23 protein-coding genes are annotated in these 24,318 nt (G+C 73.7%); 14 read left to right on the top strand and 9 right to left on the bottom strand.

Translation table 11 applies throughout. The features are described from left to right. Positions 1-41: 41 nt before the first annotated feature. Genes SGUI_RS07860 through pyrE form a run of 4 tightly spaced genes read left to right on the top strand, consistent with a single transcriptional unit; the run spans position 42 to position 3,580 of the window. A complete protein-coding gene (locus tag SGUI_RS07860) occupies positions 42-842 on the top strand; it encodes a deoxyribonuclease IV (protein ID WP_083190833.1) in 801 nt (266 codons plus the stop codon). A gap of 38 nt (positions 843-880) precedes the next feature. Beyond that, the gene (locus SGUI_RS07855; protein ID WP_066638459.1) at positions 881-1,666 is read left to right on the top strand and encodes an SDR family NAD(P)-dependent oxidoreductase; all 786 of its coding nucleotides are present in this window, start codon (positions 881-883) and stop codon (positions 1,664-1,666) included. Then, positions 1,663-2,991: a glycoside hydrolase family 15 protein gene (locus SGUI_RS07850; protein WP_066638457.1), complete on the top strand. Its 1,329-nt coding sequence runs from the start codon at positions 1,663-1,665 to the stop codon at positions 2,989-2,991. The genes SGUI_RS07855 and SGUI_RS07850 overlap by 4 nt, the downstream gene beginning before the upstream one ends. 40 nt (positions 2,992-3,031) lie before the next feature. Continuing rightward, on the top strand, positions 3,032-3,580 hold the full coding sequence (gene pyrE / locus SGUI_RS07845) for an orotate phosphoribosyltransferase (protein WP_066643025.1): 549 nt from the start codon (positions 3,032-3,034) through the stop codon (positions 3,578-3,580). A 100-nt stretch (positions 3,581-3,680) separates the two neighbouring features. On the opposite strand, the gene SGUI_RS07840 is transcribed toward pyrE, so the two are convergent. Beyond that, positions 3,681-5,648, bottom strand: a complete 1,968-nt coding sequence (locus SGUI_RS07840; RefSeq protein ID WP_066638455.1) for a sunset domain-containing protein — start codon at positions 5,646-5,648, stop codon at positions 3,681-3,683. A gap of 141 nt (positions 5,649-5,789) precedes the next feature. Between SGUI_RS07840 and SGUI_RS07835 the strand changes: the two genes are divergently transcribed. Together SGUI_RS07835 and SGUI_RS07830 are read left to right on the top strand one after the other, a co-directional pair. Continuing rightward, positions 5,790-6,434, top strand: a complete 645-nt coding sequence (locus SGUI_RS07835; RefSeq protein ID WP_066638452.1) for a TrmH family RNA methyltransferase — start codon at positions 5,790-5,792, stop codon at positions 6,432-6,434. 4 nt (positions 6,435-6,438) lie between these two features. Continuing rightward, positions 6,439-7,242 carry a transglutaminase-like domain-containing protein gene (locus tag SGUI_RS07830; RefSeq protein ID WP_066638449.1) on the top strand — a complete coding sequence of 268 codons (804 nt, stop codon included), beginning with the start codon at positions 6,439-6,441 and terminating at the stop codon, positions 7,240-7,242. 12 nt (positions 7,243-7,254) lie between these two features. Here the strand turns inward: SGUI_RS07830 and SGUI_RS07825 are convergent, their stop codons facing one another. The 3 genes from SGUI_RS07825 to SGUI_RS07815 are packed head-to-tail and all read right to left on the bottom strand — an operon-like array spanning position 7,255 to position 10,621. Continuing rightward, positions 7,255-8,097: a transglutaminase family protein gene (locus SGUI_RS07825; RefSeq protein WP_066638446.1), complete on the bottom strand. Its 843-nt coding sequence runs from the start codon at positions 8,095-8,097 to the stop codon at positions 7,255-7,257. Continuing rightward, positions 8,097-9,032, bottom strand: coding sequence for an alpha-E domain-containing protein (locus SGUI_RS07820; protein WP_066638444.1), 936 nt, complete (start codon positions 9,030-9,032; stop codon positions 8,097-8,099). Before SGUI_RS07820 ends, SGUI_RS07825 begins: the two co-directional genes overlap by 1 nt. Next, positions 9,026-10,621 carry a circularly permuted type 2 ATP-grasp protein gene (locus SGUI_RS07815; protein WP_066638438.1) on the bottom strand — a complete coding sequence of 532 codons (1,596 nt, stop codon included), beginning with the start codon at positions 10,619-10,621 and terminating at the stop codon, positions 9,026-9,028. The genes SGUI_RS07820 and SGUI_RS07815 overlap by 7 nt, the downstream gene beginning before the upstream one ends. A 112-nt stretch (positions 10,622-10,733) precedes the next feature. Between SGUI_RS07815 and fbaA the strand changes: the two genes are divergently transcribed. From fbaA to SGUI_RS07785, 6 genes are all read left to right on the top strand, one after another. Then, positions 10,734-11,762, top strand: a complete 1,029-nt coding sequence (gene fbaA / locus SGUI_RS07810) for a class II fructose-bisphosphate aldolase (protein WP_066638436.1) — start codon at positions 10,734-10,736, stop codon at positions 11,760-11,762. Next, positions 11,759-12,166, top strand: coding sequence for a DUF3151 domain-containing protein (locus tag SGUI_RS07805; RefSeq protein ID WP_066638435.1), 408 nt, complete (start codon positions 11,759-11,761; stop codon positions 12,164-12,166). The genes fbaA and SGUI_RS07805 overlap by 4 nt, the downstream gene beginning before the upstream one ends. Before the next feature lie 221 nt (positions 12,167-12,387). Then, a complete protein-coding gene (locus tag SGUI_RS07800; RefSeq protein WP_066638433.1) occupies positions 12,388-13,365 on the top strand; it encodes a helix-turn-helix domain-containing protein in 978 nt (325 codons plus the stop codon). 71 nt (positions 13,366-13,436) lie between these two features. Continuing rightward, on the top strand, positions 13,437-14,744 hold the full coding sequence (locus SGUI_RS07795) for an adenylosuccinate synthase (protein WP_066638431.1): 1,308 nt from the start codon (positions 13,437-13,439) through the stop codon (positions 14,742-14,744). A 64-nt stretch (positions 14,745-14,808) separates the two neighbouring features. Further along, a complete protein-coding gene (locus SGUI_RS07790; RefSeq protein WP_066638429.1) occupies positions 14,809-15,273 on the top strand; it encodes an SRPBCC family protein in 465 nt (154 codons plus the stop codon). Between the two features lie 24 nt (positions 15,274-15,297). Next, positions 15,298-15,942, top strand: a complete 645-nt coding sequence (locus SGUI_RS07785) for a maleylpyruvate isomerase family mycothiol-dependent enzyme (RefSeq protein WP_066638427.1) — start codon at positions 15,298-15,300, stop codon at positions 15,940-15,942. 21 nt (positions 15,943-15,963) lie between these two features. On the opposite strand, the gene SGUI_RS07780 is transcribed toward SGUI_RS07785, so the two are convergent. From SGUI_RS07780 to SGUI_RS07770, 3 genes are read right to left on the bottom strand one after another with little or no spacing between them, the layout of a single operon-like run. Next, positions 15,964-17,043 (bottom strand): winged helix DNA-binding domain-containing protein, encoded by a 1,080-nt coding sequence (locus SGUI_RS07780; protein WP_157621771.1) that lies wholly within the window; start codon positions 17,041-17,043, stop codon positions 15,964-15,966. After that, positions 17,040-17,702, bottom strand: coding sequence for a YdeI/OmpD-associated family protein (locus tag SGUI_RS07775; protein WP_066638425.1), 663 nt, complete (start codon positions 17,700-17,702; stop codon positions 17,040-17,042). The genes SGUI_RS07780 and SGUI_RS07775 overlap by 4 nt, the downstream gene beginning before the upstream one ends. Position 17,703: 1 nt before the next feature. Further along, a complete protein-coding gene (locus SGUI_RS07770) occupies positions 17,704-18,225 on the bottom strand; it encodes a pyridoxamine 5'-phosphate oxidase family protein (protein ID WP_066638422.1) in 522 nt (173 codons plus the stop codon). Positions 18,226-18,379: 154 nt separating this feature from the next. On the opposite strand from SGUI_RS07770, the gene SGUI_RS07765 reads away from it, so the two are divergent. After that, on the top strand, positions 18,380-19,183 hold the full coding sequence (locus SGUI_RS07765; RefSeq protein ID WP_066638419.1) for a helix-turn-helix domain-containing protein: 804 nt from the start codon (positions 18,380-18,382) through the stop codon (positions 19,181-19,183). Continuing rightward, positions 19,180-19,611 carry a VOC family protein gene (locus SGUI_RS07760; protein WP_066638416.1) on the top strand — a complete coding sequence of 144 codons (432 nt, stop codon included), beginning with the start codon at positions 19,180-19,182 and terminating at the stop codon, positions 19,609-19,611. Before SGUI_RS07765 ends, SGUI_RS07760 begins: the two co-directional genes overlap by 4 nt. Before the next feature lie 124 nt (positions 19,612-19,735). On the opposite strand, the gene SGUI_RS07755 is transcribed toward SGUI_RS07760, so the two are convergent. Both SGUI_RS07755 and purL read right to left on the bottom strand, forming a co-directional pair. Continuing rightward, the gene (locus SGUI_RS07755; protein WP_066638413.1) at positions 19,736-20,365 is read right to left on the bottom strand and encodes an alpha/beta fold hydrolase; all 630 of its coding nucleotides are present in this window, start codon (positions 20,363-20,365) and stop codon (positions 19,736-19,738) included. A 12-nt stretch (positions 20,366-20,377) separates the two neighbouring features. Beyond that, entirely contained in the window at positions 20,378-24,304 is a 3,927-nt protein-coding gene (gene purL / locus SGUI_RS07750) for a phosphoribosylformylglycinamidine synthase (protein ID WP_066638411.1), read from the bottom strand. Positions 24,305-24,318: the final 14 nt, after the last annotated feature.

The raw sequence follows: 24,318 nt of genomic DNA, 5'->3' as shown, positions 1-24,318 counted from the left end.
CCACTGTAGGCCTGTCGGTGACGGTGCCTACGATGGAGCGCATGAGCACGCCGGCCCTGGGAGCACATGTCGAGCAGACCGACCCGATCGCCGAGGCGCAGGCGCGCAAGGCGTCGCTGGTGCAGTTCTTCCTCGGGGACCCCCAGGGCTACAAGGGGCCGGAGGTGCGCTTCGAGGGCGGCGCGCAGGCGTTGCGCAGCGCGGCGCAGGAGGCCGGCGTCGACCTCTACGTCCACGCGCCCTACATCATCAACGTCGCGACGCTCAACAACCGCATCCGCATCCCCTCGCGCAAGCTGCTCCAGCAGCACCTCGACGCGGCGACCGAGATCGGCGCCAAGGGGCTCATCGTGCACGGCGGTCACGTGGGTGCCGACGACGACCCGGAGAAGGGCTTCGACAACTGGCGCAAGGCCATCGCGTCGCTGACGATCGGCGACACCCCGGTGCTCATCGAGAACACCGCGGGCGGCGACAACGCCATGGCCCGCCACCTCGACCGGATCGCCCGCGTCTGGGAGGCGATCAGCGCGACGCAGGACGCCGAGCGGGTCGGCTTCTGCCTCGACACCTGCCACGCCTGGGCCGGTGGCATCGAGCTCGGCGACGTCGTGGACCAGGTGCGTGCCATCACCGGCCGCATCGACCTCGTGCACGCCAACGACTCGCGGGACGCCGCCGGGTCGGGTGCCGACCGGCACGCCAACCTGGGCTCCGGGCAGCTCCCTGCGGACGAGCTGGCCGACGTGGTGCGCGCCGCCGGGGCGCCGGTCGTCGTCGAGACCCCGGGCGGGGCGCAGGAGCACGTCGCCGACCTCGACTGGCTGCGCGAGCACCTCTGAGAGAAGGGAGGGGGGAGCACCGGCATACCCTGGGCGGTATGGGAACAGCGCTGGTGACCGGGGCCTCGTCCGGCCTGGGTCGGGAGTATGCCGTCCAGCTCGCCACGCGCGGACACGACCTCGTGCTCGTGGCGCGCGACCGCGACCGGCTGGAGGGCCTGGCCACCGAGCTCGTGGCGCGGCACCGCGTCGAGGTCGAGGTGGTCCTCGCCGACCTGACCGACCGGGAGGAGCTGGCGCGGGTCGCAGAACGCGTGGGCGACCCCGAGCGGCCGGTCGACCTGCTGGTCAACAACGCCGGCTTCGGCTCCAGGCGTGGCTTCGTCCGTGGTGAGCTGGCCGAGGAGGAGGCGGCCCTGGACCTCATGGTCCGGGCGGTGATGGTCCTCTCGCACGCGGCCGGCGGGGCCATGCGGGCCCGGGGCCGCGGCGCGATCCTCAACGTCTCCTCCGTCGCGTCCTACGCGGTGATGGGCCACTACTCGGCCATCAAGGCCTACGTCACGGTCTTCTCCGAGGCCCTGGCCACCGAGCTGGCGCCGCACGGCGTCACCGTCACCGCGGTCTGTCCCGGCTTCGTGCACACCGAGTTCCACCAGCGGGCCGAGATGAACATGTCCCGCCTGCCGGACGCGCTCTGGCTCGAGGCGCCCGACGTGGTGCGGGCCAGCCTCGACGACGTCTCGGCCGGACGGGTCGTGTCCGTGCCGTCGCTGCCCTACAAGGTGCTGGTCGGGGTGCTGCGGGTGGCCCCGCGCCGGCTCACGCGCACCGTGGCGGGCTCCCTCGCCGCCCGACGGCGCGCGCCGCACCCTCCGGGATGACCCGCAGAGGGCGTCTGGCGGCCCTGCTCGTCGTGCTGCTCGTCAGCAGCGGTGCGCTGGTGTGGCAGGGGGGTCACCGCCAGGTGCCGCTGCACCAGGAGGGCGTCACCCGGGACGCCTGGGGCCGCCTGGTCGCGGTCGCTCCCGGCCGGACCGCCGAGGGCTGGCTCCCGCTGTCGACGGACGGCGAGACCCGACCGCTCGAGGTGTCGGTGCTGGCTTCGCGTGCCGCTGGGCGACAGGTCTGGCTCGGGGCCGGGTGGCAGCCCGATCCCGCCGCCCCGCACGCCGACCTGCTGCGCACTGCGCTGGAGGACCTGCACACCCTCACCGGGCCCACCGATACCGCCCCGGGCGCGGTGCTCGCCGGGGCCTCGCCGGCCTGGCGCTTCGTCTGGCCCCGGGACGCCTCCTTCGTCGCCGTGGCCCTGGCCCGGACGGGGCACGAGCAGGACGCGCTCGACGTGCTCCTGCTGCTGCAGGACCTGCAGTCCCCGGACGGCTCGATGCAGGCCCGCTACCTGCCCGCCGGCGACGGCACGGTGCCCGACGAGCGGCTCGCGCAGGAGGATGGCCCGGGCTGGGCGCTCTGGGCTGCCCGGGAGGTCATCGACGCCGACGCCGGTCTGCCGGTGAGCGGCTCCGGGGAGGACTCGGCAACGCTGCTCACGCCGCTGGTCGTGCGCTCGACCGCACGCCTCCTGGACCGGCTGGACCCGGCCACCGGTCTGCCGCGCCCCTCGCCGGACTACTGGGAGCGACCCGAGGAGCAGCTCACGCTCGGGATCGCCGCCACCTCGCTCATGGGGCTCGAGGCGGCCGCCGACCTGTATGCCGGTGGCGCGGTCGCGGAGGGGGAGTGGCTGGCGGCCGGGGTGGATCCCACCCGGCTGGAGCCGACGGCCGCGGCGGTGCGCGAGCGGGTGGTGGACGAGTTCCGCCCGTCCTTCCCGCGGCACGTCGGGGGCCGTCCCGATGCCGCGGTCACCTTCCTGCTCCCGCCCTTCGTGGACGAGCCGGTCGCCGGCGCCGAGCCGGCCAGGCTGCGCTCGCAGGCGGCCCAGCGCCGGCCGGCCGGCGGTCTCGCGCCAGGGGCAGGCTGGCGCAACGACGGCGTGTCCTGGACGCCCGAGACGGCGCTCCAGGCGCTGGCGGCCGCGCACGCCGGCCGGCCCGAGGAGGCGCAGGAGTGGTTGGACTGGCTGGACAACCACCGCACCGACGCGGGCGCCCTCCCGGAGAAGGTGCTGCACGACGGTGACCCGGTCGCCGTGGCCCCCCTGGCCTGGACCGCCGCGCTGGTGGTGCTGGCCGCGCGGCCCTGACCCGACCGGGCCCGTGCCCGACCTCGCCTACGCTGCTGCCATGACCACTGCGCGCGACCGCCTGCTCGAGCTCGTCACCGACCTGGCCGTCGTCCACGGCCGCGTCACGCTCTCCTCGGGGGCGGAGGCGGACTACTACGTCGACCTCCGGCGGATCACCCTGCACGGCGAGGCGGCCCCGCTCGTGGGCGAGGTCATGCTCGACCTCGTCGACGACCTGGAGGTGGACGCCGTCGGGGGGCTGACGATGGGCGCCGACCCGGTGGCGGCGGCGATGCTCCACGCCGCGGCGGGGCGGGACGGCCGCCCGCTCGACGCCTTCGTCGTCCGCAAGAGTGAGAAGGCGCACGGGCTGCAGCAGCGCATCGAGGGTCCCTCGATCGAGGGGCGCCGGGTGGTCGTGGTCGAGGACACCTCCACGACCGGGAACTCGCCCCTCACGGCTGTGCAGGCGGTGCGCGAGGCCGGGGCCGAGGTGGTCGCGGTGGCGGTCATCGTCGACCGGGACAGCGGCGCCCGCGAGCGGGTCGAAGCCGAGGGCCTGACCTACCGGGCGGCATACCAGCTGGGCGATCTCGGCCTGGGCTGAGCCGCACGAACCTGCCCCGGGACATGCCGAGCGGCCCGCTCCGGCAGGAGATCCGCGGTGCGGAGGCCGCCGGAGTGGGCCGCTCGGTGGGGTCAGGGGCTCAGCGCTGGCGGCGGTCCCAGTGCGCGAAGCCGGCGGCACGGGCCGCCTCCTCGCTCTCGAACCAGACCTCGGCACGCACCCCGTCGTAGCTCGGTGACTCCGGGGTGTGGAAGAGCATGGACCCGGAGTTGCCCTTGATGGCCCAGCCGGCGGGGCCGGACCCGTCCTCGAGCGGCTCGGCGGAGCCGGCGCCGTAGATCGACTCGGCGAAGACCGGGGCCTCCACGTCGTTGCCGCCCGCCGCGGGCTCGGCCGGGGCGGCAGTGCCCTCGTCGGTCCAGCCCTGGGCGGGCTGGTCCTCGACCGCGGGCCCGGCCACGGACCCGGCAGCGGGTGCGGACCCGGGTTCCTGGGTGGTGGTGCCCTCGTCGGTCCAGCCCTGGGCCGGCTCGTCGTCGAGCGCGGGGGCGGCCCCGGCGGAGGTGCCCTCGTCGGTCCAGCCCTGGGCCGGGTGCTCCTCGACCGCGGTCTCGTGGTCGCGGGTGGCCGTGCCCTGGTCGGTCCAGGTCTGGTCCTCCCGCTCCGCCAGGCCCGCCGCACCGGCCGCGGTGCCCTGCTCGGTCCACCCCTGGTCGGGGGTGTCGTCGACGACCGGGTCCGTCCCCGTCGCCGTGCCGCGGTCGGTCCACGACCCGCCCTCGGCCGGCTCCGCCTCGGTGCCGGCCGGCTCGGTCCAGCGACCCTCGCCGCCCCGGTCGGGCTCGGCGTAGCGTCCGGGCTGGTCCTCCTCCGGAGCCGCGGGAGCGACGCCGTCGTCGGTCTCCACGGCCACGGCCTCGCCACCGTCCGCGCGGTACGTGGTGGAGGAGTCCCCGACCGGGTACTCATCCTGGCCCTCCTGCGCGTCCAGCACCTCGTCCGCGGTGAGGGGCTCTCCGGCCGGTGCCTGACCGCCGCCAGTCAGCGGCTCGTCGCTGGCGCCGTCGCTGACCTCCTCGTCGGAGAGCGCGTGCACGCCACCGACCGCGACCTCCTCGCCCGAGGGCGTCTCGTCGGCGGGCACCTCGTCGGGCAGGGTCTCCCCGGCGTAGACCTCGTCGTCGGGGGTCTCCTCGACGACCGTCTCCTCAACCACGACCTCGTCGGGGGTCTCCTCGACGACGGTGGTGTCGACCACCTCGCCGTCCGAGGCGCCGTCGTAGGCCTGGTCGCCGCCGGTCTCCTCGACGTAGACCTCCTCGGCCGGCGTCTCGTCGACGACCGTCTCCTCGACGACGACCTCGTCGGAGGTCTCGCCGGCGTAGAGCTGGTCGCCCTCGGTCTCCTCGACGACAGTGGTCTCCTCGACGTAGACCTCCTCGGCGGGGCCCTCCTCGACGTAGACCTCGTCGGCGGGCGCCTCGTCGACGACCGCGGTCTCCTCGACGACCTCCATGTCGTCCGACCTGGCGTCACCCTCGTCGGGCTGCGCGGCGACCGCGGCGGCACCGCCGGCCGCGCCCACGGCGCCGATGGCGGCGGCCTCGCGCCAGCGGTCCGGGTCGTCCTCACCGGTCTCGTCCCCGGCGCCGGCGTCAGCGACGGTTCCCTCCTCTGCGGACGCCGGAGCGGCGGTGTCGTAGCGCGACTCGGTCGGCGCGAGCGCCTCGCCCTCGGTGCCCGCGAGCTCGCCCTCCTGCGCCTCGGGCCGGTGGCTCTCGGTGCCGCCGACCGCGGCGCCGGTCGGTGCCTCGCCGGTCACCCCGGGTGCCTGCTCGACGGGCTCGGTGCCCCCGTGCTCGGTCGTGGCCGGGTCCGCACCCGCATACGGGGTCGTCGCGGGGTCCGCGCCCCCGTAGCCGGAGGTCGCCGGGTCGGCGCCCGGCGTCACCCCGTCCTGTCCCTCGCTGCCGATCAGACCGCCCTCGTCGCGGGCGTCCAGCGCCGCGCCGGTGTCGTCCCCCGGACGACGCAGCAACCAGAAGACGACGACGCCGATGAGGAGCAGCAGCAGGATCAGCATGATCCAGGTGGTGGGGCTGTCCATCGTGGGTCCCTCCGTTCGGCGGCCCGCGCGGGGCCGCATTCGGGTATGCGTGCGGGCTGGTGCCCGCGAGTGATCCTCACCGTAGTGCGAAACGCGCAGGTCGGCCACGTTAAGGGCGCGGCAGACTGCCACACTCGTGCGGTGGGCGAGCAGCAGGAGGAGAGCGTCGGGGTCGGGCCCTGGGCCGGGCCGTGGCCCCAGGACGAGCGGGGCGACCTGCCCGGGCACCTCGACCCCGGGCTGCTGCGCGAGGGCGACCGGCGCAACGTCGTCGACCGCTACCGCTACTGGCGGCACGAGGCGGTCGTCGCCGACCTCGACACCCGGCGGCACGGCTTCCACGTGGCGATCGAGAACTGGGGGCACGACTTCAACATCGGCTCGGTCGTGCGCACCGCCAACGCCTTCAACGCCGGTGGCGTGCACATCGTCGGGCGCCGCCGGTGGAACCGCCGCGGTGCGATGGTCACCGACCGCTACCTGCACGAGGAGCACCACCCCGACGTCGCGCACCTCCTGGCCTGGGCGGGGGAGCGGGGGCTTGCGGTCATCGGGGTCGACAACGTGCCCGGCTCGGTCCCCCTCGAGGGGTATGCCCTCCCGCGCGACTGCGTGCTCCTGCTCGGTCAGGAGGGGCCGGGTCTGAGCGCGGAGGCGGTGGCCGGGTGCGAGGGCATCGTCGCGATCACGCAGCACGGCTCGACCCGCTCGCTCAACGCCGGGGCGGCCGCGGCGGTCGTGATGTACCACTGGGCGTTGCGGCACGCCGGTGGCCTGACACCATGAGGGCATGCGACGACACCTCTCCGCGGACCTGACCGCTGCCATCACGAGCCCGGTCGAGGCGACCCTGGGCGTGACTGTGGCCGACGACGTCGGCCGGGAGAAGGAGCGCTTCACCGTCACCCTCGACGGCGACGCGGTCGAGGTCGAGGACGTCCTCGACGAGGCGAGCGGGACGCGCTGGCACGTCATCCGCGACGTCCCGCCCGGCCAGCTCGCCGTCAGCTACTCCGCGACCGTGACCGACGGCGGCGCGGGCGCCCCGGTGAGCCCGCTGGACCGCATCCACTACGTCCGGCCCAGCCGTTACGTCGACCTGGACCGGCTGGAGGCGGTGGCCCGCGCCGAGGTCGGTGACGTCGACGGCGAGCAGGGGATCCTCGACGTCGCGGCGTGGGTCCACGAGCACATCCGCTACGTCATCGGCTCCTCGGCCGTGACCGACGGCGCGAGCGACACCTACCTCTCCCGCACCGGGGTGTGCCGTGACTTCGCCCACCTGACGCTGGCGCTGCTGCGGGCGCGCGGCATACCTGCCCGGCTCGTCGCCTGCTACGCCCCCGGCCTGTCGCCCATGGACTTCCACGCCGTCGTCGAGGCGGCGGTGGGGGACCGCTGGGTGGTCGTCGACCCGACGCGGCTCGCGCCGCGCCAGTCGCTCGTGCGGATCAGCGCCGGCGCGGACGCGAGCGAGACGTCCTTCCTCACCGTGCACTCCGGCGGGATGAACTTCCAGAGCCTGCAGGTCAGCGCTGTCACCGACGGTGACCTGCCCCGTGACGACCACGGCGGCACGGTCTCCATCGGCTGAGCGAGGGGCGCCTCAGGGCCGCAGGGCCGTCAGCTCCACCTCGACGAACATCGAGCTGCTCTTGGTGCCGGTGTAGATGCCCCGCAGCGGCGGGACGTCGCCGTACTCGCGGCCGCGCGCGACCTCGACGTGGCGGCCTCCCGGCTGGATGGCGTTGGTCGGGTCCATGCCGACCCAGTCGCCGTCCCACCAGCGCACCCACGCGTGCGACTCACCGGTGTAGGGGGTGCCGATCTCCGGCTCGCGCGCCGGCAGCAGGTAGCCGCTGACGTAGCAGGCCGGGATCCCGACCGCCCGCAGGCAGCCGATCGTGAGGTTGGACATGTCCTGGCACACGCCCGAGCGGTTGGCCCACGCCTCCGAGGCGCGGGTGTGCACCCCGGTGGAGCCGGAGACGTACTCCATCTCCTCATGGATGAGCTCGACCACCTCGCGCGCGCAGTCGCTCGGGGTGTCGCTCCGGCCGGCGATCTCCTCCACCCGCGCCTTGAGCTCCTCGGGCGGCTCGACCATCGGGGACTGCAGGAGGTACTCGCTGAGGTCGTCGAAGACCTCCGAGCTGCGGACCGCGTCCCAGCTCAGGCCCTCGCCGGTGACCTCCGGACGCTGCACGTCCACGGTCGCCGAGGCCGTCACCGCCATCCGCGGGTGCGGCTCGTGCACCTCGAACTGCGTCACCGTGGTGCCCCAGTAGTCGGTGTAGGTGTTGGTCCACGCCGTGGGCGCGATGTCGACCTTGGTGTGCAGCACCGCCTGGTGCAGCGTCGAGCGCGGCGACATCCGCGCCTCGTTGAAGGAGTGGGAGGCCATGCCGGCGTACTTGTAGCCGGTCCGGTGCACGATCCGCAGCAGCATCAGCGCACCCCCGCCCGCCAGACGGACTGGCCGGCACCGTCGAAGTAGTGGTCGGACACCGTGTCGTTCACGGCGCTGCAGGTGCGCTGCAGCCTGCTCATGCGCTCGGGCAGGTCGGCCATCGTCTCCTCCAGTGATCCGAACTCCAGCTCGGCGCGCGCCCGTCCGAGGGCACGCACCGCCTCTCCGGTCAGCCCGGAGCGTCGCCCGCCGCCGCCGGCCGTGTCGAGCAGGGCCAGGGCCTCCTCGGCGGCCTGCAGCGAGACCAGCACCGACCGCGGGAAGAGGCGGTCGAGCAGCAGGAACTCCGCCGCCTGAGCGTCGGTGGCCGCGCCCCGGTAGGTCCGGATGAAGGCGTGGTGGGCGCCGCAGGCGCGCAGGGTCTGCGTCCAGGCATACGGGCTGTCGGCGTTGTACGCCGCGGACTCGATGATCCGGGAGGTCATGTCGACCCGCTCCAGCTGACGGCCGAGCATCATGTACTGCCAGCCCTCGTCGTGGGTCATCGTCGTGTCCGCGATGCCGCCGACGACGGCGCAGCGCTCCCGGACGAGCTGGCAGGCGCGGTGCGCCGGTACGTGCTGGAGCCGGTTGCCGCGCATCATGTTCCACGTCGTGTTGACGGCCTCCCACATTTCCAGGGAGACGGTCTCGCGGGAGCGGCGCGCGCTCTCGCGGGCGCCGTAGAAGGCGGCGACCATCGAGGTGAGCGAGGTCTCGTCCCAGCCGAGCAGCTGCAGGACGGTCTGGTGGTCGGGGCTCGCGGTGCCGTCGATGCCCATGACCCGCAGCAGCACCTCGCTCGTGGCCTCCTCGTCGACGACCGGGTCCTCCAGCAGCAGCGTGAGGTGCACCTCGAGCAGCCGTGAGGTGTCCTCGGCGCGCTCGAGGTAGCGCCCGATCCAGAACAGCGACTCGGCGATCCGGCTCAGCACGGGGCGCCTCCTTCCGCGCTCGTCGTGGTCCGTTGCTGCTGTTGCTGCTGCTCCTGCTCGGCCGGCTCGGCCTCGGAGCGCTTGAGGGCCACCTGCGGGGCGGTCCCGATCTGGACCTGCCGCTGGGGCCGGGGCTCGACGCGGGTGCGGCGGCCGTCCCCGGAGAGCACCCAGGTGTCCTTGGAGCCACCGCCGCGGCTGGAGTTGACGATGAGCTCGCCCTCGCCGAGGGCGACGCGGGTCAGGCCGCCGGGCAGCACCCAGACCTTCTCCCCGTCGTTGATCGCGAACGGCCGCAGGTCGACGTGCCGGGGCCGCAGCCCGTCGTCGACCATCGTCGGGACGGTGGAGAGCTGGACGACCGGCTGCGCGATCCAGCCGCGCGGCGACCGGCTCACGGTGGCCCGGAGCTGGTCCAGCTCCTCCTTGCTGGCCTGCGGGCCGATGACGATGCCCTTGCCGCCGGAGCCGTCCACCGGCTTGAGCACGAGCTCGTCGAGGCGGTCCATGACCTCCTCGCGGTGGCCGGGGTCCTCCAGCCGCCAGGTGTCGACGTTGGGCAGGATCGGCTCCTCGCCCAGGTAGTAGCGGATGATGTCGGGCACGTAGGAGTACATGAGCTTGTCGTCCGCCACCCCGTTGCCGACGGCGTTGGCGATGGTGACGTTGCCGGCGCGGGCCGCGTTGAGGATGCCCGGGCAGCCGAGCACGGAGTCGTTGCGGAAGGCGACCGGGTCGAGGAAGTCGTCGTCGACCCGGCGGTAGATCACGTGGACCGGCTGCAGCCCGTGCGTGGTGCGCATCATCACCCGGCCGCCCTGGGTGACCAGGTCACGCCCCTCCACGAGGCGGCAGCCCATGAGCCGCGCGAGCAGCGAGTGCTCGAAGTAGGCCGAGTTGTAGGGGCCCGGGGTGAGCACGACGACCTCGGGGTCGGTGATGCCGGAGGGTGCCGCGGCCCGCAGCGCGCGGAGCAGACGGCTGGGGTATGCCGCGACCGGGCGGATGCGGTGGGTCCCCACCACCTCGGGCAGGGTCGAGGTCATCGCCCGCCGGTTGGTGAGGACGTAGGACACCCCGCTGGGGATGCGGACGTTGTCCTCCAGCACCCGGAAGGTGCCGTCCCCGTCGCGGATGAGGTCGATGCCGGAGACGTGCACCCGGACGCCGTTGAGCGGCTGGATGTCGAAGGCGACCCGGTGGTAGTGGCTCGAGGTGGTGACGATGTGTCGCGGCAGGACGCGGTCGGTGATGATCTGCATCGGGCCGTAGATGTCGGCCAGGAAGGCCTCCAGGGCCTTGACCCGCTGGGCCACGCCCGCCTCGACGTGCGACCAGGTGTCGGCGTCGATGACGCGGGGCATGATGTCGAGCGGGAAGGGCCGCTCCTCGCCCTCGAAGTCGAAGGTCACGCCCTGGTCGTGGTAGCTCTTGCTGACGTACTCGCCCCGGTTGCGCACGTCCTCCAGCCCGAAGTTCTCGAACTGGGTGGCGATCTGGTCATACCCGGGGCGGACCGCGCCGTCGGTACTCATCGTCTCGTCGAAGATGGTGGGCGTGGTCGGGTAGTCGGTGAACGCGCCGGTCATACGCGCAACCCTAGTGGCCCGGGAGCGCGGGTGCGGGCGCGCCCTCTCCCGCCCCGGCGCTGTGGAAGCATGGTGGGCGACCTGACGTCATCCGCGTCCCCAGGAGGACACCATGCCCATCGCCACCCCCGAGGTCTACGCCGACATGATCGACCGGGCCAAGGCCGGCAGCTTCGCCTACCCCGCCATCAACGTCAGCAGCAGCCAGACCCTCAACGCCGCGATCAAGGGCTTCGCCGACGCCGGGTCGGACGGCATCATCCAGGTCTCGACCGGCGGCGCGGAGTACTTCTCCGGCCTGGGCATCAAGGAGATGGTGACCGGGGCCATGGCGTTCAGCGCCTTCGCGCACGAGGTCGCCAAGAAGTACGACGTCAACATCGCCCTGCACACCGACCACTGCCCCCAGGACAAGCTCGACGACTTCGTGCGCCCCCTCCTGGCCGCCTCCGCCGAGCGGGTCAAGGACGGCGGGCTGCCCTACTTCCAGTCGCACATGTGGGACGGGTCGGCGACCCCGTTGGAGGAGAACCTGCGGATCGCCGAGGAGCTGCTGGAGAAGTGCGCCGCGGCCAAGATCATCCTCGAGGTCGAGATCGGCGTCGTCGGCGGCGAGGAGGACGGTGTCGCCAACGAGATCAACGACCAGCTCTACACCACCCCCGAGGACGCGGTCGCCACGATCAAGGCCCTGGGCAGCGGCGAGAAGGGCCGCTACCTCACCGCGCTGACCTTCGGCAACGTCCACGGCGTCTACAAGCCCGGCAACGTCAAGCTGCGGCCGGAGATCCTGCAGACCGCCCAGGAGGCCGCGGCGAAGGCCCTGGGCAAGGACGCGGAAAGCCGTCCCTTCGACCTGGTCTTCCACGGCGGCTCGGGCTCGACGACGCAGGAGATCTCGGACGCGGTCGACTACGGCGTGGTCAAGATGAACGTCGACACCGACACGCAGTACGCCTTCACCCGCCCGGTGGCCGGCTTCATGCTCAGCAACTACGAGGGCGTCCTCAAGGTCGACGGCGAGGTGGGCAACAAGAAGCAGTACGACCCGCGCGCCTGGGGCAAGGTGGCCGAGGCCGCGATGTCCGAGCGGGTCGTGGAGGCCTGCGAGAACCTGCGCTCCGCCGGGACGCACCAGTGACCGGGCCCTCGGACCTGCTGGGGATCCCGCCCACCGAGCTGCCGGAGGACCCGGCGGCGCGCGCCCTGGAGGAGGGCGACCCGCGGACGGTGGCGGCGGCATACCCGAGCTCCTGCCTCGCCTGGGCGATGCTCGCCGAGGACGCGCTGCACGACCGGGACGACGTCACCGCCTACGCCTATGCGCGCACCGGTTACCACCGGGGTCTGGACCAGCTCCGACGGGCCGGCTGGCGCGGGCAGGGACCGGTGCCCTGGGAGCACGAGCCCAACCGCGGCTTCCTCCGTGCGCTCGGTGCGCTGGCGACCGCCGCGGGCCGGATCGGCGAGACCGAGGAGCAGCACCGGTGCACCGAGTTCCTCCGGGCGTCCTCGGCGTCCGGGGCCCGTGACCTGGGATTCTGACGTCCGGTATGCCTCCGCGTCGGTGATGCTGGGATCGCGTCGCTGCGCCTGACCACCCCCGGACGTGCGAGCGGCCCCCGGGTCCGTGACCGCCCCGGGTGCCGCTCGCTCCCCAAGATCGGAACGATCGCGTCCCCTGACGTGCGTCCGATGCGTTCATACAACCACGACCGCCGTCATGTTACTGACATAAGCCTGCCAGTGGCCCTATGCTGCCATAGATGAATGCTCAACCAGGGTCGGTCGGGCTGACCGAGGCGGCCGAGCAGCTCTACCGGCACGTGCTGCGCTCCGCGCCCGCGCCGATGTCCGACCACGCCGAGGCGCTGGGCTGGCCGTTGCGGCAGACCGAGCGGGTCATGCAGGACCTGGAGCAGATGCGGCTGGCGCGCCGGACGAGCGACGGGACCGTCAAGGTCGACGACCCCCGCGCCAGCGTGGGCCGGCTGCTGGACGCGGAGGAGTCCGATCTCGACGAGCGACGCCGCCGCCTGCTCGGGCTGCGGGAGTCGTTGGAGAGCTTCGAGTCGGACTACCGCCGCGGGCTGCAGCTGTCCGGTCCCCGGGTGCCGGCGTGGGAGCAGGTGGCGCCGACCGAGACGGGGTCGGTGGTCGAGCACCTCGTCCGGACCTCGCGGGGACCGATCCTGTGGGTCACGGTCACGCCGGACGCCGTCGCGGCGCAGGAGGCGGCGGTCCGCAGGCAGTCGGCCGACGGGATGGGAGGCAGCGGACGCGACGTGCGCGGCATCTTCCCGCTGTCCGTGCTCACCGACCCGCAGTGGCACTCCTTCGCGCAGTGGCGGGCCGGCGTCGGCGAGCAGCAGCGCTACCTCCCCGACGACGGGATCCGGGTCGAGTTCGCGGTCTTCGGCCGCTCCGGGGTCCTGCTGCAGGAGAAGGGCGAGGACGCCGGCTTCCTGCTCCTGCGGGCGCCGGTGATCCTCGACGCCTTCGTGGCGCTCTTCGACGAGCTCTGGCGCCGGGCCGAGCCGGTGATGTCGCGGGACGCCTCGGCCCAGGACGTCAAGCTGCTCGAGCTGCTCTCGCTCGGCTTCAAGGACGAGGCGATCGCGCGGCAGATGAGCCTCGGTCTGCGCACCGTGCGCCGGCGGGTCGCGGCGCTCATGGAGGAGCACGGCGCCGACACCCGCTTCCAGCTCGGTCTGGCGGTCTGCCGCCGCGGGCTGGTCGAGTGACGCGTGGTCGGCGGGCCGGTGCGGCGTCGATAGAGTGAGGCGTCCCGGCCGCGAGAGAAAGGCACCACACCATGCCAGCCATCGTCCTGGTGGGCGCCCAGTGGGGCGATGAGGGGAAGGGCAAGGCGACCGACCTGCTCGGCTCGGACATCGACTACGTCGTGAAGTTCAACGGCGGCAACAACGCCGGTCACACCGTCGTCATCGGCGACCAGAAGTACGCCCTGCACCTGCTCCCCAGCGGCATCCTCTCCCCGGGCTGCACCCCGGTCATCGGCAACGGCGTCGTCATCGACCTCGCGGTGCTCATCGAGGAGCTGGACGGGCTGGAGGCCCGGGGGATCGACACCTCGCTGCTGCGCATCAGCGCCAGCGCCCACCTCATCCCGCCCTACAACCGGGTCCTGGACAAGGTGACCGAGCGCTTCCTCGGCAAGCGGCGCATCGGGACGACCGGGCGCGGGATCGGCCCGACCTACGCGGACAAGATGAGCCGGGTGGGGATCCGGGTGCAGGACCTCTACGACGAGTCGATCCTGCGGCAGAAGGTCGAGGCCGCGCTGGACGTCAAGAACCAGCTGCTGCTCAAGATCTACAACCGGCGCGCCGTCGAGGTCGACGAGGTCATGGAGGAGCTGCTGCGGCACGCCGAGCGCATCCGGCCGATGGTGGCCGACACCGTCCTCGAGCTGGGCGAGGCCCTGGACGCCGGCAAGACCGTCCTCTTCGAGGCCGGTCAGGCGACCCTGCTCGACGTCGACCACGGGACCTACCCCTTCGTCACCTCCTCCAACGCCACGGCGGGGGGCGCCTGCACGGGCTCCGGCGTGCCGCCGACCCGGATCGACCGCGTCATCGGCGTGTTCAAGGCCTACTCGACCCGGGTGGGGGAGGGGCCCTTCCCCACCGAGCTGGAGGACGAGCAGGGCGAGCACCTGCGGCAGGTCGGCGCGGAGTACGGCACGACGACCGGCCGCCCCCGCCGGTGCGGGTGGGCCGACGTCGTCGTCGGGCGCTACGCACGGCGGGTCAACGGCCTCACCGACGTCGTGCTCACCAAGCTGGACGTGCTCACCGGGCTGGAGACGCTGCCCGTCTGCGTGGGCTACGACGTCCAGGGCGAGCGATTCGACGAGATGCCGGCCAACCAGTCCGACTTCCACCACGCGCGGCCGATCTACGAGGAGCTGCCCGGCTGGACCGAGGACATCACGGGCGCGCGCGAGTTCAGCGACCTCCCGCCGGCCGCCCAGCGCTACGTCGAGCGGCTCGAGGAGCTCATCGGCGCCCGCATCTCGGTCATCGGCATCGGCCCGGGCCGCGACGAGGTCATCGTCCGCCACGACCTGCTGGGCCGGGACGAGAGCGCCGTCGCCTGACGCCGTGCGCGCCGCGTGTCCGGCGCGAGGCGCGCCACGGGGTGCGCGGGCATACCCTGAGCCCATGGATGTGACGGTCGCCACCATCTTCGACGCGCCCCGCTCGCTGGTGGCTGCTGTCGCGGGTGACCCGGACCAGGCGATGCGGTGGTCGGCCAACATCCGCTCGGTGCGCTGGGAGGGCGCGCCGGTGGTGCAGGAGGGGGCCCGGCTCGACTTCGTGACGCGCTTCCTCGGGCGCTGCCTCGCCTACACCTACGAGATCGTCGACCTCGTGCCCGACGAGCGTCTCGTCATGCGCACCGACGACGGCCCGTTCCCCGTGGAGACGACCTACACGTGGTGGGACGAGAAGGAGGTCGACGGCAGCCCGCGCACCGGGATGAGCCTGCGCAACGCCGGCCGGCCCAAGGCGATGACGACGCTGGCCTCGGGCGCGGTCACCCTCGGCATGAAGCGCGCCATGCGCCGCGACCTCGAGCGCCTGCGCCTCGTGCTCCGCGAGGAGCAGGACACCGACCGCCCCTGACCCCACCCCTGACCGGGACGAGGTATGCCTGTGGACACCTGGACGAGGAAGGACCTGTGGGCCGCGGTGCACGCGGAACGCGCCGCTCTCGCCGACGACCTCACCACGCTCACCCCGGAGCAGTGGGGGGCCCCCAGCCTGTGCGGGCGCTGGAGCGTGCGCGAGGTGGTGGCCCACCTCACCGCGGCGGCCAGCGTGGGCAGGGTCCGTTGGCTCACCAGCGTCTTGGGGGCGCGCTTCGACTTCGACCTGCACAACCAGCGCCGTCTCGCCGAGCACCTCGGTGCGTCCGCGGATGAGACCCTGGCCGGGTTCCGGCGGGTCGTCGACAGCACCACCGCCGCCTCCGGCCACACCCCCGCCTGGCTCGGGGAGGTCGTCGTGCACGGCCAGGACATCCGTCAGCCGCTCGGCCTCACGAGCGGGCCCGACCCGGGGCGCGTCGCGCAGGTGGCGGAGTTCTTCGCCGGCCGCGACTTCACGGTGCCCAGCCGGACCCTCGCCACGGGTCTGCGCCTCGAGGCCACCGACACCACCTTCGCCGCCGGTGACGGTCCGCTCGTGCGCGGCCCGACCCTGGCGCTCGTCATGGTCATGGCGGGTCGAGCGGCCTACCTGCCCGACCTGTCCGGACCGGGCGTGCCGATCCTCGCGGACCGGTTGAGCTGACCGGAGAGGTATGCCCCGGGCTCAGGTCGGCAGGGCGGCGGTGAGGCGGGGGAGGGCGCGCTCGACCGGGCCGGGCAGGGCGGTGCCGAACGGCGTCACGTCGACGACGTCACCGGCGCGCCGAGGCCGCTTCCAGGTGCCGACGGCCCGGCCGGCGCGCACCACCGTCGCGCGGAAGATGCCGTTGCCACCCGGGACGACCTCGGCCTCCTCGACCTTGCTGAGCACGGCTCCGCGGTCGCCGTAACCGAGCACGAGCTCGTCGAAGCCGGGCAGCAGCAGCGGGGCAGCGGTGCTGCGCCGCTGCGACGCGTACCGCTCGACGACGGCCGGGTCGACCCAGTGCTCGACGTCGTCGACGGTGATGACCTCGAGCTGCTGCCGCGCGTCGTCCAGCACGGGCGCGACGTCGCGCTTGAGGAGCTTGGTCCACCACAGGAAGTCGGCCACCGGGACCGGGCCGTGGCTGCGGGCATACCGGGTGAACCACTCGAGCACCGCCTCCTCGCCCTCGAGGGTGCGCGGCGCCGGGATCCAGTCCTCGGTGCGGACGAAGCGCTGCTCCCTGCCCTCGGTCGGGCCCTGGCAGACCAAGCCGCTCAGGGCCAGGTGGAAGATCGAGTGGTAGCCGCGACCCTCGCCCGTCGCGTGGCCCGCGTCCTCCCAGACGCCGAGCAGCTCGCTGCGGGTCAGGCCCTCGCCGCTCAGCGCCTCGAGCGCCACCGTCTCGGCGTGCGCCAGCGTGGCGTCGTCCAGGCCGAGCTGCTCGCGGCGGCGGGACGTCTCGCGCCGGATCTTGGCCCCGGTCAGCCCCAGCATCCAGCCGAGGTCCTGCGCCGGAACGACGAAGAGCGTGCCGCGCATCGGCCAGCTGCGCACGATCTCGCCGCCGTCGTAGGCCTCGCGCACCGCGTCGAGCCGGCGGGAGGTGGTGCGCAGGGCGAGCGACAGCGTGGACCCGGGGTAGTCCTGACCCTGGGTGCAGGTCAGGTGACGCACCACGTCACCCGGCGTGGGCAGCGGGTCGACCAGCCGCTGCGAGAGCAGCCGCATTCGGGCGACGTCGTCCAGGGTCCAGCGCCGAGGGCCGGAGGCGCTCATCTCGCCCCGCCCGCGTCCCGGGCGGCCGCGGCCGCACGGTCCACCCACCTCGGCGTCTCGCCGTAGCGCTGCGGCGGCACCAGCCGGCCGGCCGCGCAGTCCTCGACCAGCTGCCGCAGCCGGGACTGCCTCGTGGCCTCCCGCTTGGCCGAGAGCAGCCAGCCGGTCACGATTCGGCGGTAGCTCGGCGTGGCCGCCTCCCAGAAGGCCCGGGCGGCGGGATCGGCGTGCAGCGCCGCCAGCTGCTCCCGGTCGAGCTCGCGCCCCTCCTGCTCGAAGGAGTAGACCCCCGTGCGCTCCGGCCTGCGCGCCTCGAAGGCGGCGACCCCCGCGGGTCGCATGAGACCGGCCGCGGTCAGCCTCTCCACGTGCGCGACGTTGACGGCGCTCCAGATGCTGCCCCGGCGGCGCGGGGTCCACCGCTGCCGCCGGGAGTCCTCGTCGATCCGCTGGCTCACCGAGTCGATCCAGCCGAAGCACAACGCCTGCGGCACCGCCTCGGCCCAGGTCAGGCCCTGGGGATTCACGTGCTTCTTGTGCAGCCCCATCCACAGCTCGTCGGCGCTCTCGTGGTGCTCCTCCAGCCACGCGCGGAAGTCCGCCGGTCCGTCGAAGAAGACGGCCGGCCGCTCCGTGCTCCCTCCCTCGTGCCGGCCCATCTCAGTCACCGCCGTCGAAGGTGAACCGGGTGCAGTCGGTCGGGAAGGCGAACCACGCCAGGACCCGGTGCGGCGTGAGCACGCGCAGGCCGCCGCCGTCCTCGCCGGCCCACGAGTCCGGGCCGGGGGAGTAGCCGGAGTCGGCATACTTCCCGAAGGCCTGCGCCAGTCTCCCGCCGAGCCCGTCGGCCTCGGCCCGCGTCGCGCGCGACTCACCCTCGACGATGACCACCTCGGTGCCGCTCTCCAGCGTCAGCGTCACCGCCGGGTTGGCCTCGACGTTGCGGGTATGCCGTGTCGTCGGGGCGCCGTCGTACCAGAACCGCCCGTCCAGCCACACGCCCCAGCGCGGCACGGAGTGCGGCCGCCCGTCCGGGCGCACGCTGGAGAGCCAGTAGTGCTGCGCCTCCCGCAGCCGCGGCTCCACCTCGTCCCACCGCAGCAGGCCCTCGGCCGTGGACGGTATGCCGTAGCCCTCGGGGAAGGTCGGCCGGTCCGTCTGCGGGCTCCGCGCGGTGCTCATGTCCAGACCGTAGCCCTCCTCGCCGACAGACCTGGTGGAGCGAGCGTCGACTGCGCGATGCCGTCCGGCGTGGCACGCTGAGCGGGTGGGACCGCAGGAGGTGACTGCAGGCGCTCCCCGGCCGCTCGTCTGGCCCAGTATGCATCGCAGCGGAGTGCGTTCGGCGGTCGCCTTCGCCGACCCCGAGCCGTCGGGTGACCGGTGGCATCGTGGGCTGCCCGGCACCACCCTCACCCTCATCCTCGGCACTGCGGACCCTTTCCTCGTCGGTGGCGGCACCGGGGGTGCCCGCTCGGCGCAGCGAGCACTGCCCAGCCTCGTCGGCGGGCTGCAGACCCAGGGCGCCTGGACCCGGCAGCGTGGCTCCTGGGCCGGGGTCCACCTCGCCCTCGACCCCCTCATGGCCCGTCGGCTGCTCGCGATGCCGGCCGCCGAGCTGGCGCCCGGCGCGGACGGGCATACCACCGTGGACGCCGACGCGGTGCTGCCGCGCGAGGCGCGGCATCTGGCCGAGCAGCTCGCGACGACACCTCCCGGGACCGAGGCTGCGGTGATCGCCGCATGGGCCCGGGCCCGCCGAGACACACCGCCGCCCCGCCCGGAGGTGGTCGCGGCCTATGCGCTCATCCGTGGCCGGCACGGCCGCATCCGGATCAGCGAGGTCGCCCGGCAGGTGCACCTCAGCGCTCGACAGCTCCGGACCGTCGTGCGCGCCGAGCTCGGCATCGGGCCGAAGCACCTGGCCCGCCTGGCGCGCTTCGAGCGCGCAGCGGGGCTGGTGGCGGACGGCGGACGCAGCCTCTCCGACGTCGCGCAGATGACGGGGTATGCCGACCTCGCCCACCTCGACGCCGAGTGGCGTGATCTGGTCGGCTGCCCGCCGACGGTGTGGCTCGCGCAGGAACGCCGAAACCTCCAAGCGGACGACGGCGATCACGGGGCAGACTGGGTTCCATGAGCCAGATGCGTGTGTCTCCCAAGCTCGTGGTCCGCGACGCCGATGCGGCCCTGACGTTCTACGCCGAGGTCCTCGGTGCGCGGCTGCTCACCCGCCACACCATGGGGGAGTCCGTGGTCTTCGCCGCCCTGGAGCTCCCTGATGGTGGGCAGGTGCAGGTCAAGGACCCGGACGACGCCGACCCCGCCCCGGCGGGCGGCGGCACCGGCGTGATCCTCGACGTCCTCACCGACGACCCGGACGCCGTCATGGCACGGGCGCTGGAGCGTGGCGCCGAGGAGGTCTTCCCGGTCGACGACCAGCCCTACGGCTCCCGGCAGGGCCGCTTCCGCGACCCCTTCGGGCACCAGTGGATCGTCGGCACCGAGGTCACCATGGCGGACGCCGACGTGCAGGCGGCATTGGACGAGTGGGCCCAGCAGGCCTGAGCCACCGCGGTGGGGATGTGCTGCCAGGGCGACCCTGAGCCACCGCGGTCGGTATGTGTGGCCCCGGCGACCCTGAGCCACCGCGGTGGGGATGTGCTGCCAGGGCGACACGAACCCACCGCGGTCAGTTCAGCAGGGCGGCGGCGAGCTCCTCCGGCCTGCTCAGCGCGGCCATGTGCCCGCCCGGCACCACCTGCACCTCCAGGCCCAGCCGCTCGCGCGCCAGCCGCCGCTGGAAGTCGACCGGGAACAGCCGGTCCTCGGCACCGGCCAGCACCTGCGTCTCGACCTCCGGCCACGACGCGAGCGGCCACGGCTCGGCGAAGGGCGTCCCGCTCTGCTCCGGCTCCGGGCGGGCGAGCGCCTCGGCCCGCAGCGCCGGCGGCAGGTCGTGGAAGTACCGCTCGGCCTCGTCGAGCTCCCCGATGTCCACGCGGGAGTGCCCCGAGCCCTCCCACCACTGCCCGCCGCTCTCGCCCGGTGCCGGGATCATCGCGTTGAGCAGCACGAGCCGCCGCACGTCGAGCCGGTCGCACACCAGCGGCGCCGACAGCCCGCCCATCGAGTGACCGACCACGACGACCGGCCCCGGATCGGTGCCGGCGGCGGCGACGATCGCGTCGGCATACTCGCCCAGCCCGGCCTCGTCGTCACCGGCCGGGAGCTGGACCGCCACCGCGTCGCCGAGCAGCGGCACCAGACGGTGCCAGTCCCAGGCCTGCCCGCCCGCACCGGGCACCAGGAGGAACCTCATGCCGCCGCCCCGTCAGCCGACCCGGACCCGGGCGTTGCGGAACATCCTCAGCCACGGGCTCGCGTCCTCGACCGCGCCGGTCGTCCACGACAGTTGCGCGTTGCGCTGCACCCGCTCCGGGTGCGGCATCATCGCGGTGAAGCGCCCGTCCGGGGTGGTCACCGCGGTGAGGCCGTCGGGGGAGCCGTTCGGGTTCGCCGGGTATGCCCTCGCCACCTCTCCCTGGCCGTCCACGTAGCGCACGGCCGCCAGCCCGGCCCGGACCGCGTCGGCGTCGCCCTGGCGGGAGAAGTCGGCGCGGCCCTCCCCGTGGGCGACCGCGACCGGCAGCCGTGACCCGGCCATACCGGTGAAGAAGATCGACGGGCTGTCCAGGACCTCGACCTGGGAGAGCCGCGCCTCGTACTGCTCGCTGGCGTTGCGCACGAAGCGCGGCCACGCCTGCGCCCCGGGGATGTGCGCCGCCAGCGCCGCGAACATCTGGCAGCCGTTGCAGATGCCGAGCCCGAAGGTGTCGGGCCGCTCGAAGAACGCGGCGAAGACCTCGGTGAGCCGCGGGTCGAAGAGCACCGAGCGGGCCCACCCCTCGCCGGCCCCGAGCGTGTCGCCGTAGGAGAACCCGCCCGCGGCCACGAGCCCGACGACGTCGGAGAGGTCGGAGCGGCCGGCCTGCAGGTCGGTCATGTGCACGTCGTAGGTCTCGAACCCGGCGCGGTCGAAGGCGAAGGCGGTCTCGACGTGGCTGTTGACCCCCTGCTCGCGCAGGACCGCGACCCTGGGCCGGGCACCGCGCGCGACGTAGGGCGCGCTGACGTCCTGCACCGGGTCGAAGGTGGGCTTCACCACGAGCCCGGGGTCGTCGCCGCCGACGGCGGCGTGCTCCTCGTCGGCGCAGGTCGGGTTGTCGCGCAGCGACGCGATCCGCCAGGAGACCTCGTCCCACGCCTGGGCGAGGTCGCGGACCGGCTCGTCGAGGACGACGCCGTCCCCGCGCACGACGACCCGCCGCTGCGTCGTCGCGGTCCCGAGACGGTGCACCACCCCGTCGCCGAGGTGCCGGGCGAGGACCTGCTCGGCCTCGTCGGCCCGGTCGGCGCGCACCCCGAGCACCGCCCCGAGCTCCTCGCCGAAGAGCCCGGCCACGCCCGTGGGCAGCTCGACGTCGACCCCGACCCCGCCGGCGAAGGCCATCTCGCACAGGGTCGCCCAGAAACCTCCGTCCGACCGGTCGTGGTATGCCGTCACCACCCCGGCCGCGCGCAGCTCACCCAGGGCTGCGGCCAGGGCGGGCAGGCGGGCCGGGTCGTCCAGGTCCGGCACGGCGCCGCCGAACGCGCCGCGGACCTGGCCCAGGATCGAGCCGCCGAGCCGGTCGGCACCGGCGCCGAGGTCGACGAGCAGCAGGACGTCGTCGGCACCGACCTGCGGGGTCCAGGTGCCGTGCACGTCCGGCAGGGACGCGAAGGCGGAGACGACGAGGGACACCGGCGACACGACGCTGCGCTCCGCCCCGGTCCCGTCGGTCCAGCGGGTCCGCATCGACAACGAGTCCTTGCCGACCGGCACCGAGATGCCCAGCGCCGGGCACAGCTCCAGCGCCACGGCGCGGACGGTGTCGTAGAGCGCGGCGTCCTCCCCGGGCTCGCCGCAGGCGGCCATCCAGTTGCACGAGAGCTTGACGCCGCCGAGCTCGACCGGGGCCGCCAGCAGGTTGGTCAGCGCCTCGCCCACCGCCATGCGCCCCGAGGCCGGCGCGTCGACCGACGCCAGCGGCATCCGCTCGCCCGTGGCCATCGCCTGCCCGGCCAGCCCCACGAGGTCGCTGAGGGTCACGGCGACGTCGGCCACCGGCACCTGCCAGGGCCCGACCATCTGGTCCCGGTGGCTCAGCCCGCCGACGGTGCGGTCGCCGATGGTGACGAGGAAGCGCTTGGACGCGACGCTCGGGTGCCGCAGCACGGCATACGCCACCTCCCGCAGGACCTCGCCGGTGAGGTCACCCAGCTCCAGCTCCTCGCCACGCCGCACCACGCGCCGCACGTCGCGCGTCATCCGGGGCGGCTTGCCCAGCAGCACCTCCATCGGCATGTCGACCGGGTGGTCGGCGGCCGAGGTCTCGTCCGCCGCGCCGTCGCCCACGACCAGCTGTCCGTCGTCCTGCGCGACGCCGACGACGGCATACGGGCAGCGCTCGCGCTCGCACAGGGCGGCGAACTCCTCCAGCGACCCCGGCGCGATCGCCAGGACGTAGCGCTCCTGGCTCTCGTTGGACCAGATCTCCTTCGGCGACAGCCCGGTCTCGGCGAGCGGCACCTGCGTGAGGTCGAAGCGCGCCCCCAGCCCCGCGTCGTCGACGAGCTCGGGGAAGGCGTTGGACAGCCCACCCGCGCCGACGTCGTGGATCGCCAGCACCGGGTTGTCGGCCCCGCGAGCCCAGCAGTGGTTGACGACCTCCTGGGCGCGCCGCTGCATCTCGGGGTTGCCGCGCTGCACCGAGTCGAAGTCGAGCTCGGCGGCGTTCGCACCCGCCGCCATCGAGCTCGCCGCGCCACCGCCCATCCCGATCCGCATCCCGGGACCGCCGAGCTGCACGAGCAGCGTGCCGGCCCCGAAGCGCACCTTCTCCGTCTGGTCCGCGCTGATCGACCCGAGCCCGCCGGCGCTCATGATCGGCTTGTGGTATCCCCGCCGCACCCCGTCGACGTCCTGCTCGTAGACCCGGAAGAAGCCGCCCAGCCCGGGGCGGCCGAACTCGTTGTTGAAGGCCGCCGCCCCCAGCGGCCCGTCGACCATGATGTCCAGCGGGCTCGCGAGGTGCGCGGGCGCCTGCGCCCCGTCCCCGTCGGTCTCCCAGGGCTCGTCGGTGCCGGGCAGCCGCAGATTCGACACGGCGAAGCCGACGAGCCCGGCCTTGGGCGCGCTGCCCCGCCCGGTCGCGCCCTCGTCGCGGATCTCGCCGCCCGCCCCGGTCGCGGCACCGGGGAAGGGCGAGATCGCGGTCGGGTGGTTGTGCGTCTCCACCTTCATGAGGACGTGGACGTCGTCCTCGCGCAGGGCATACCGACCCGGACCGGTATGCCCGTCGCCCGGCAGGAAGCGCCGCACCGGGCCGCCCTCCATCACCGAGGCGTTGTCCTTGTAGGCGACGACCGTGCCCGCGCCGGCGACCTGCTCGGTGTGCCGGATCATCGCGAACAGGCTCTGCCCCTGCACCTCGCCGTCGACGACGAAGTCGGCGTTGAAGATCTTGTGCCGGCAGTGCTCGGAGTTGGCCTGGGCGAACATCGTCAGCTCGACGTCGGTGGGGTTGCGCGCCAGCCCGGTGAAGGACTCGACGAGGTAGTCGATCTCGTCCGGCGACAGCGCCAGCCCGAAGCGCGCGTCCGCCTCCTCCAGCGCCTCGCGCCCGCGGCCGAGCACGTCCACCCGCTCCATCGGCGCGGCGACCCGGTCGGCGAAGAGGAGCGCCGTCGCCCCGGCCACGTCGCCCGGGAGCGCGGACTCGGTCATCCGGTCGTGCACCAGGTCGGCGCACGCGCCCCAGGCCTGCTCGTCGAGGGGGTCGCCGGCGACCTCGAGGTGGTAGTCGGTCACCCGCTCCACCCGCCGCACGTCCAGGCCACAGTTGTGCAGGATGTCGGTCGCCTTGCTCGACCACGGCGAGATCGTGCCCAGGCGGGGGGAGACCAGGACGTGCGAGGTATGCCCGGTCGCCTCCACGTCGTCCGGCCACGGGTCGCCGTAGGTGAGGATCGCGCCGAGGTCGGCGAGCTCCTGCGGGGTGGGCTCGGTGTCGGTGGCCACGACGTGCAGGTGGCGGGCGCGCAGGCCGGTGACCTGCGGGGCGACCCGCTGCAGCCGGCGCAGCAGACCCGCGGCGCGGAAGTCGGAGAGGGCGGTCCCGCCGGGGACGGTGGTGAGGACGTGGTCGTCGGCCATGGCGGTGCGGCTCC

Origin of the sequence: Serinicoccus hydrothermalis, from assembly GCF_001685415.1 — a bacterium.
Lineage (GTDB): Bacteria > Actinomycetota > Actinomycetes > Actinomycetales > Dermatophilaceae > Ornithinicoccus > Ornithinicoccus hydrothermalis.
This window is presented reverse-complemented; position numbering and strand designations above follow the sequence as displayed.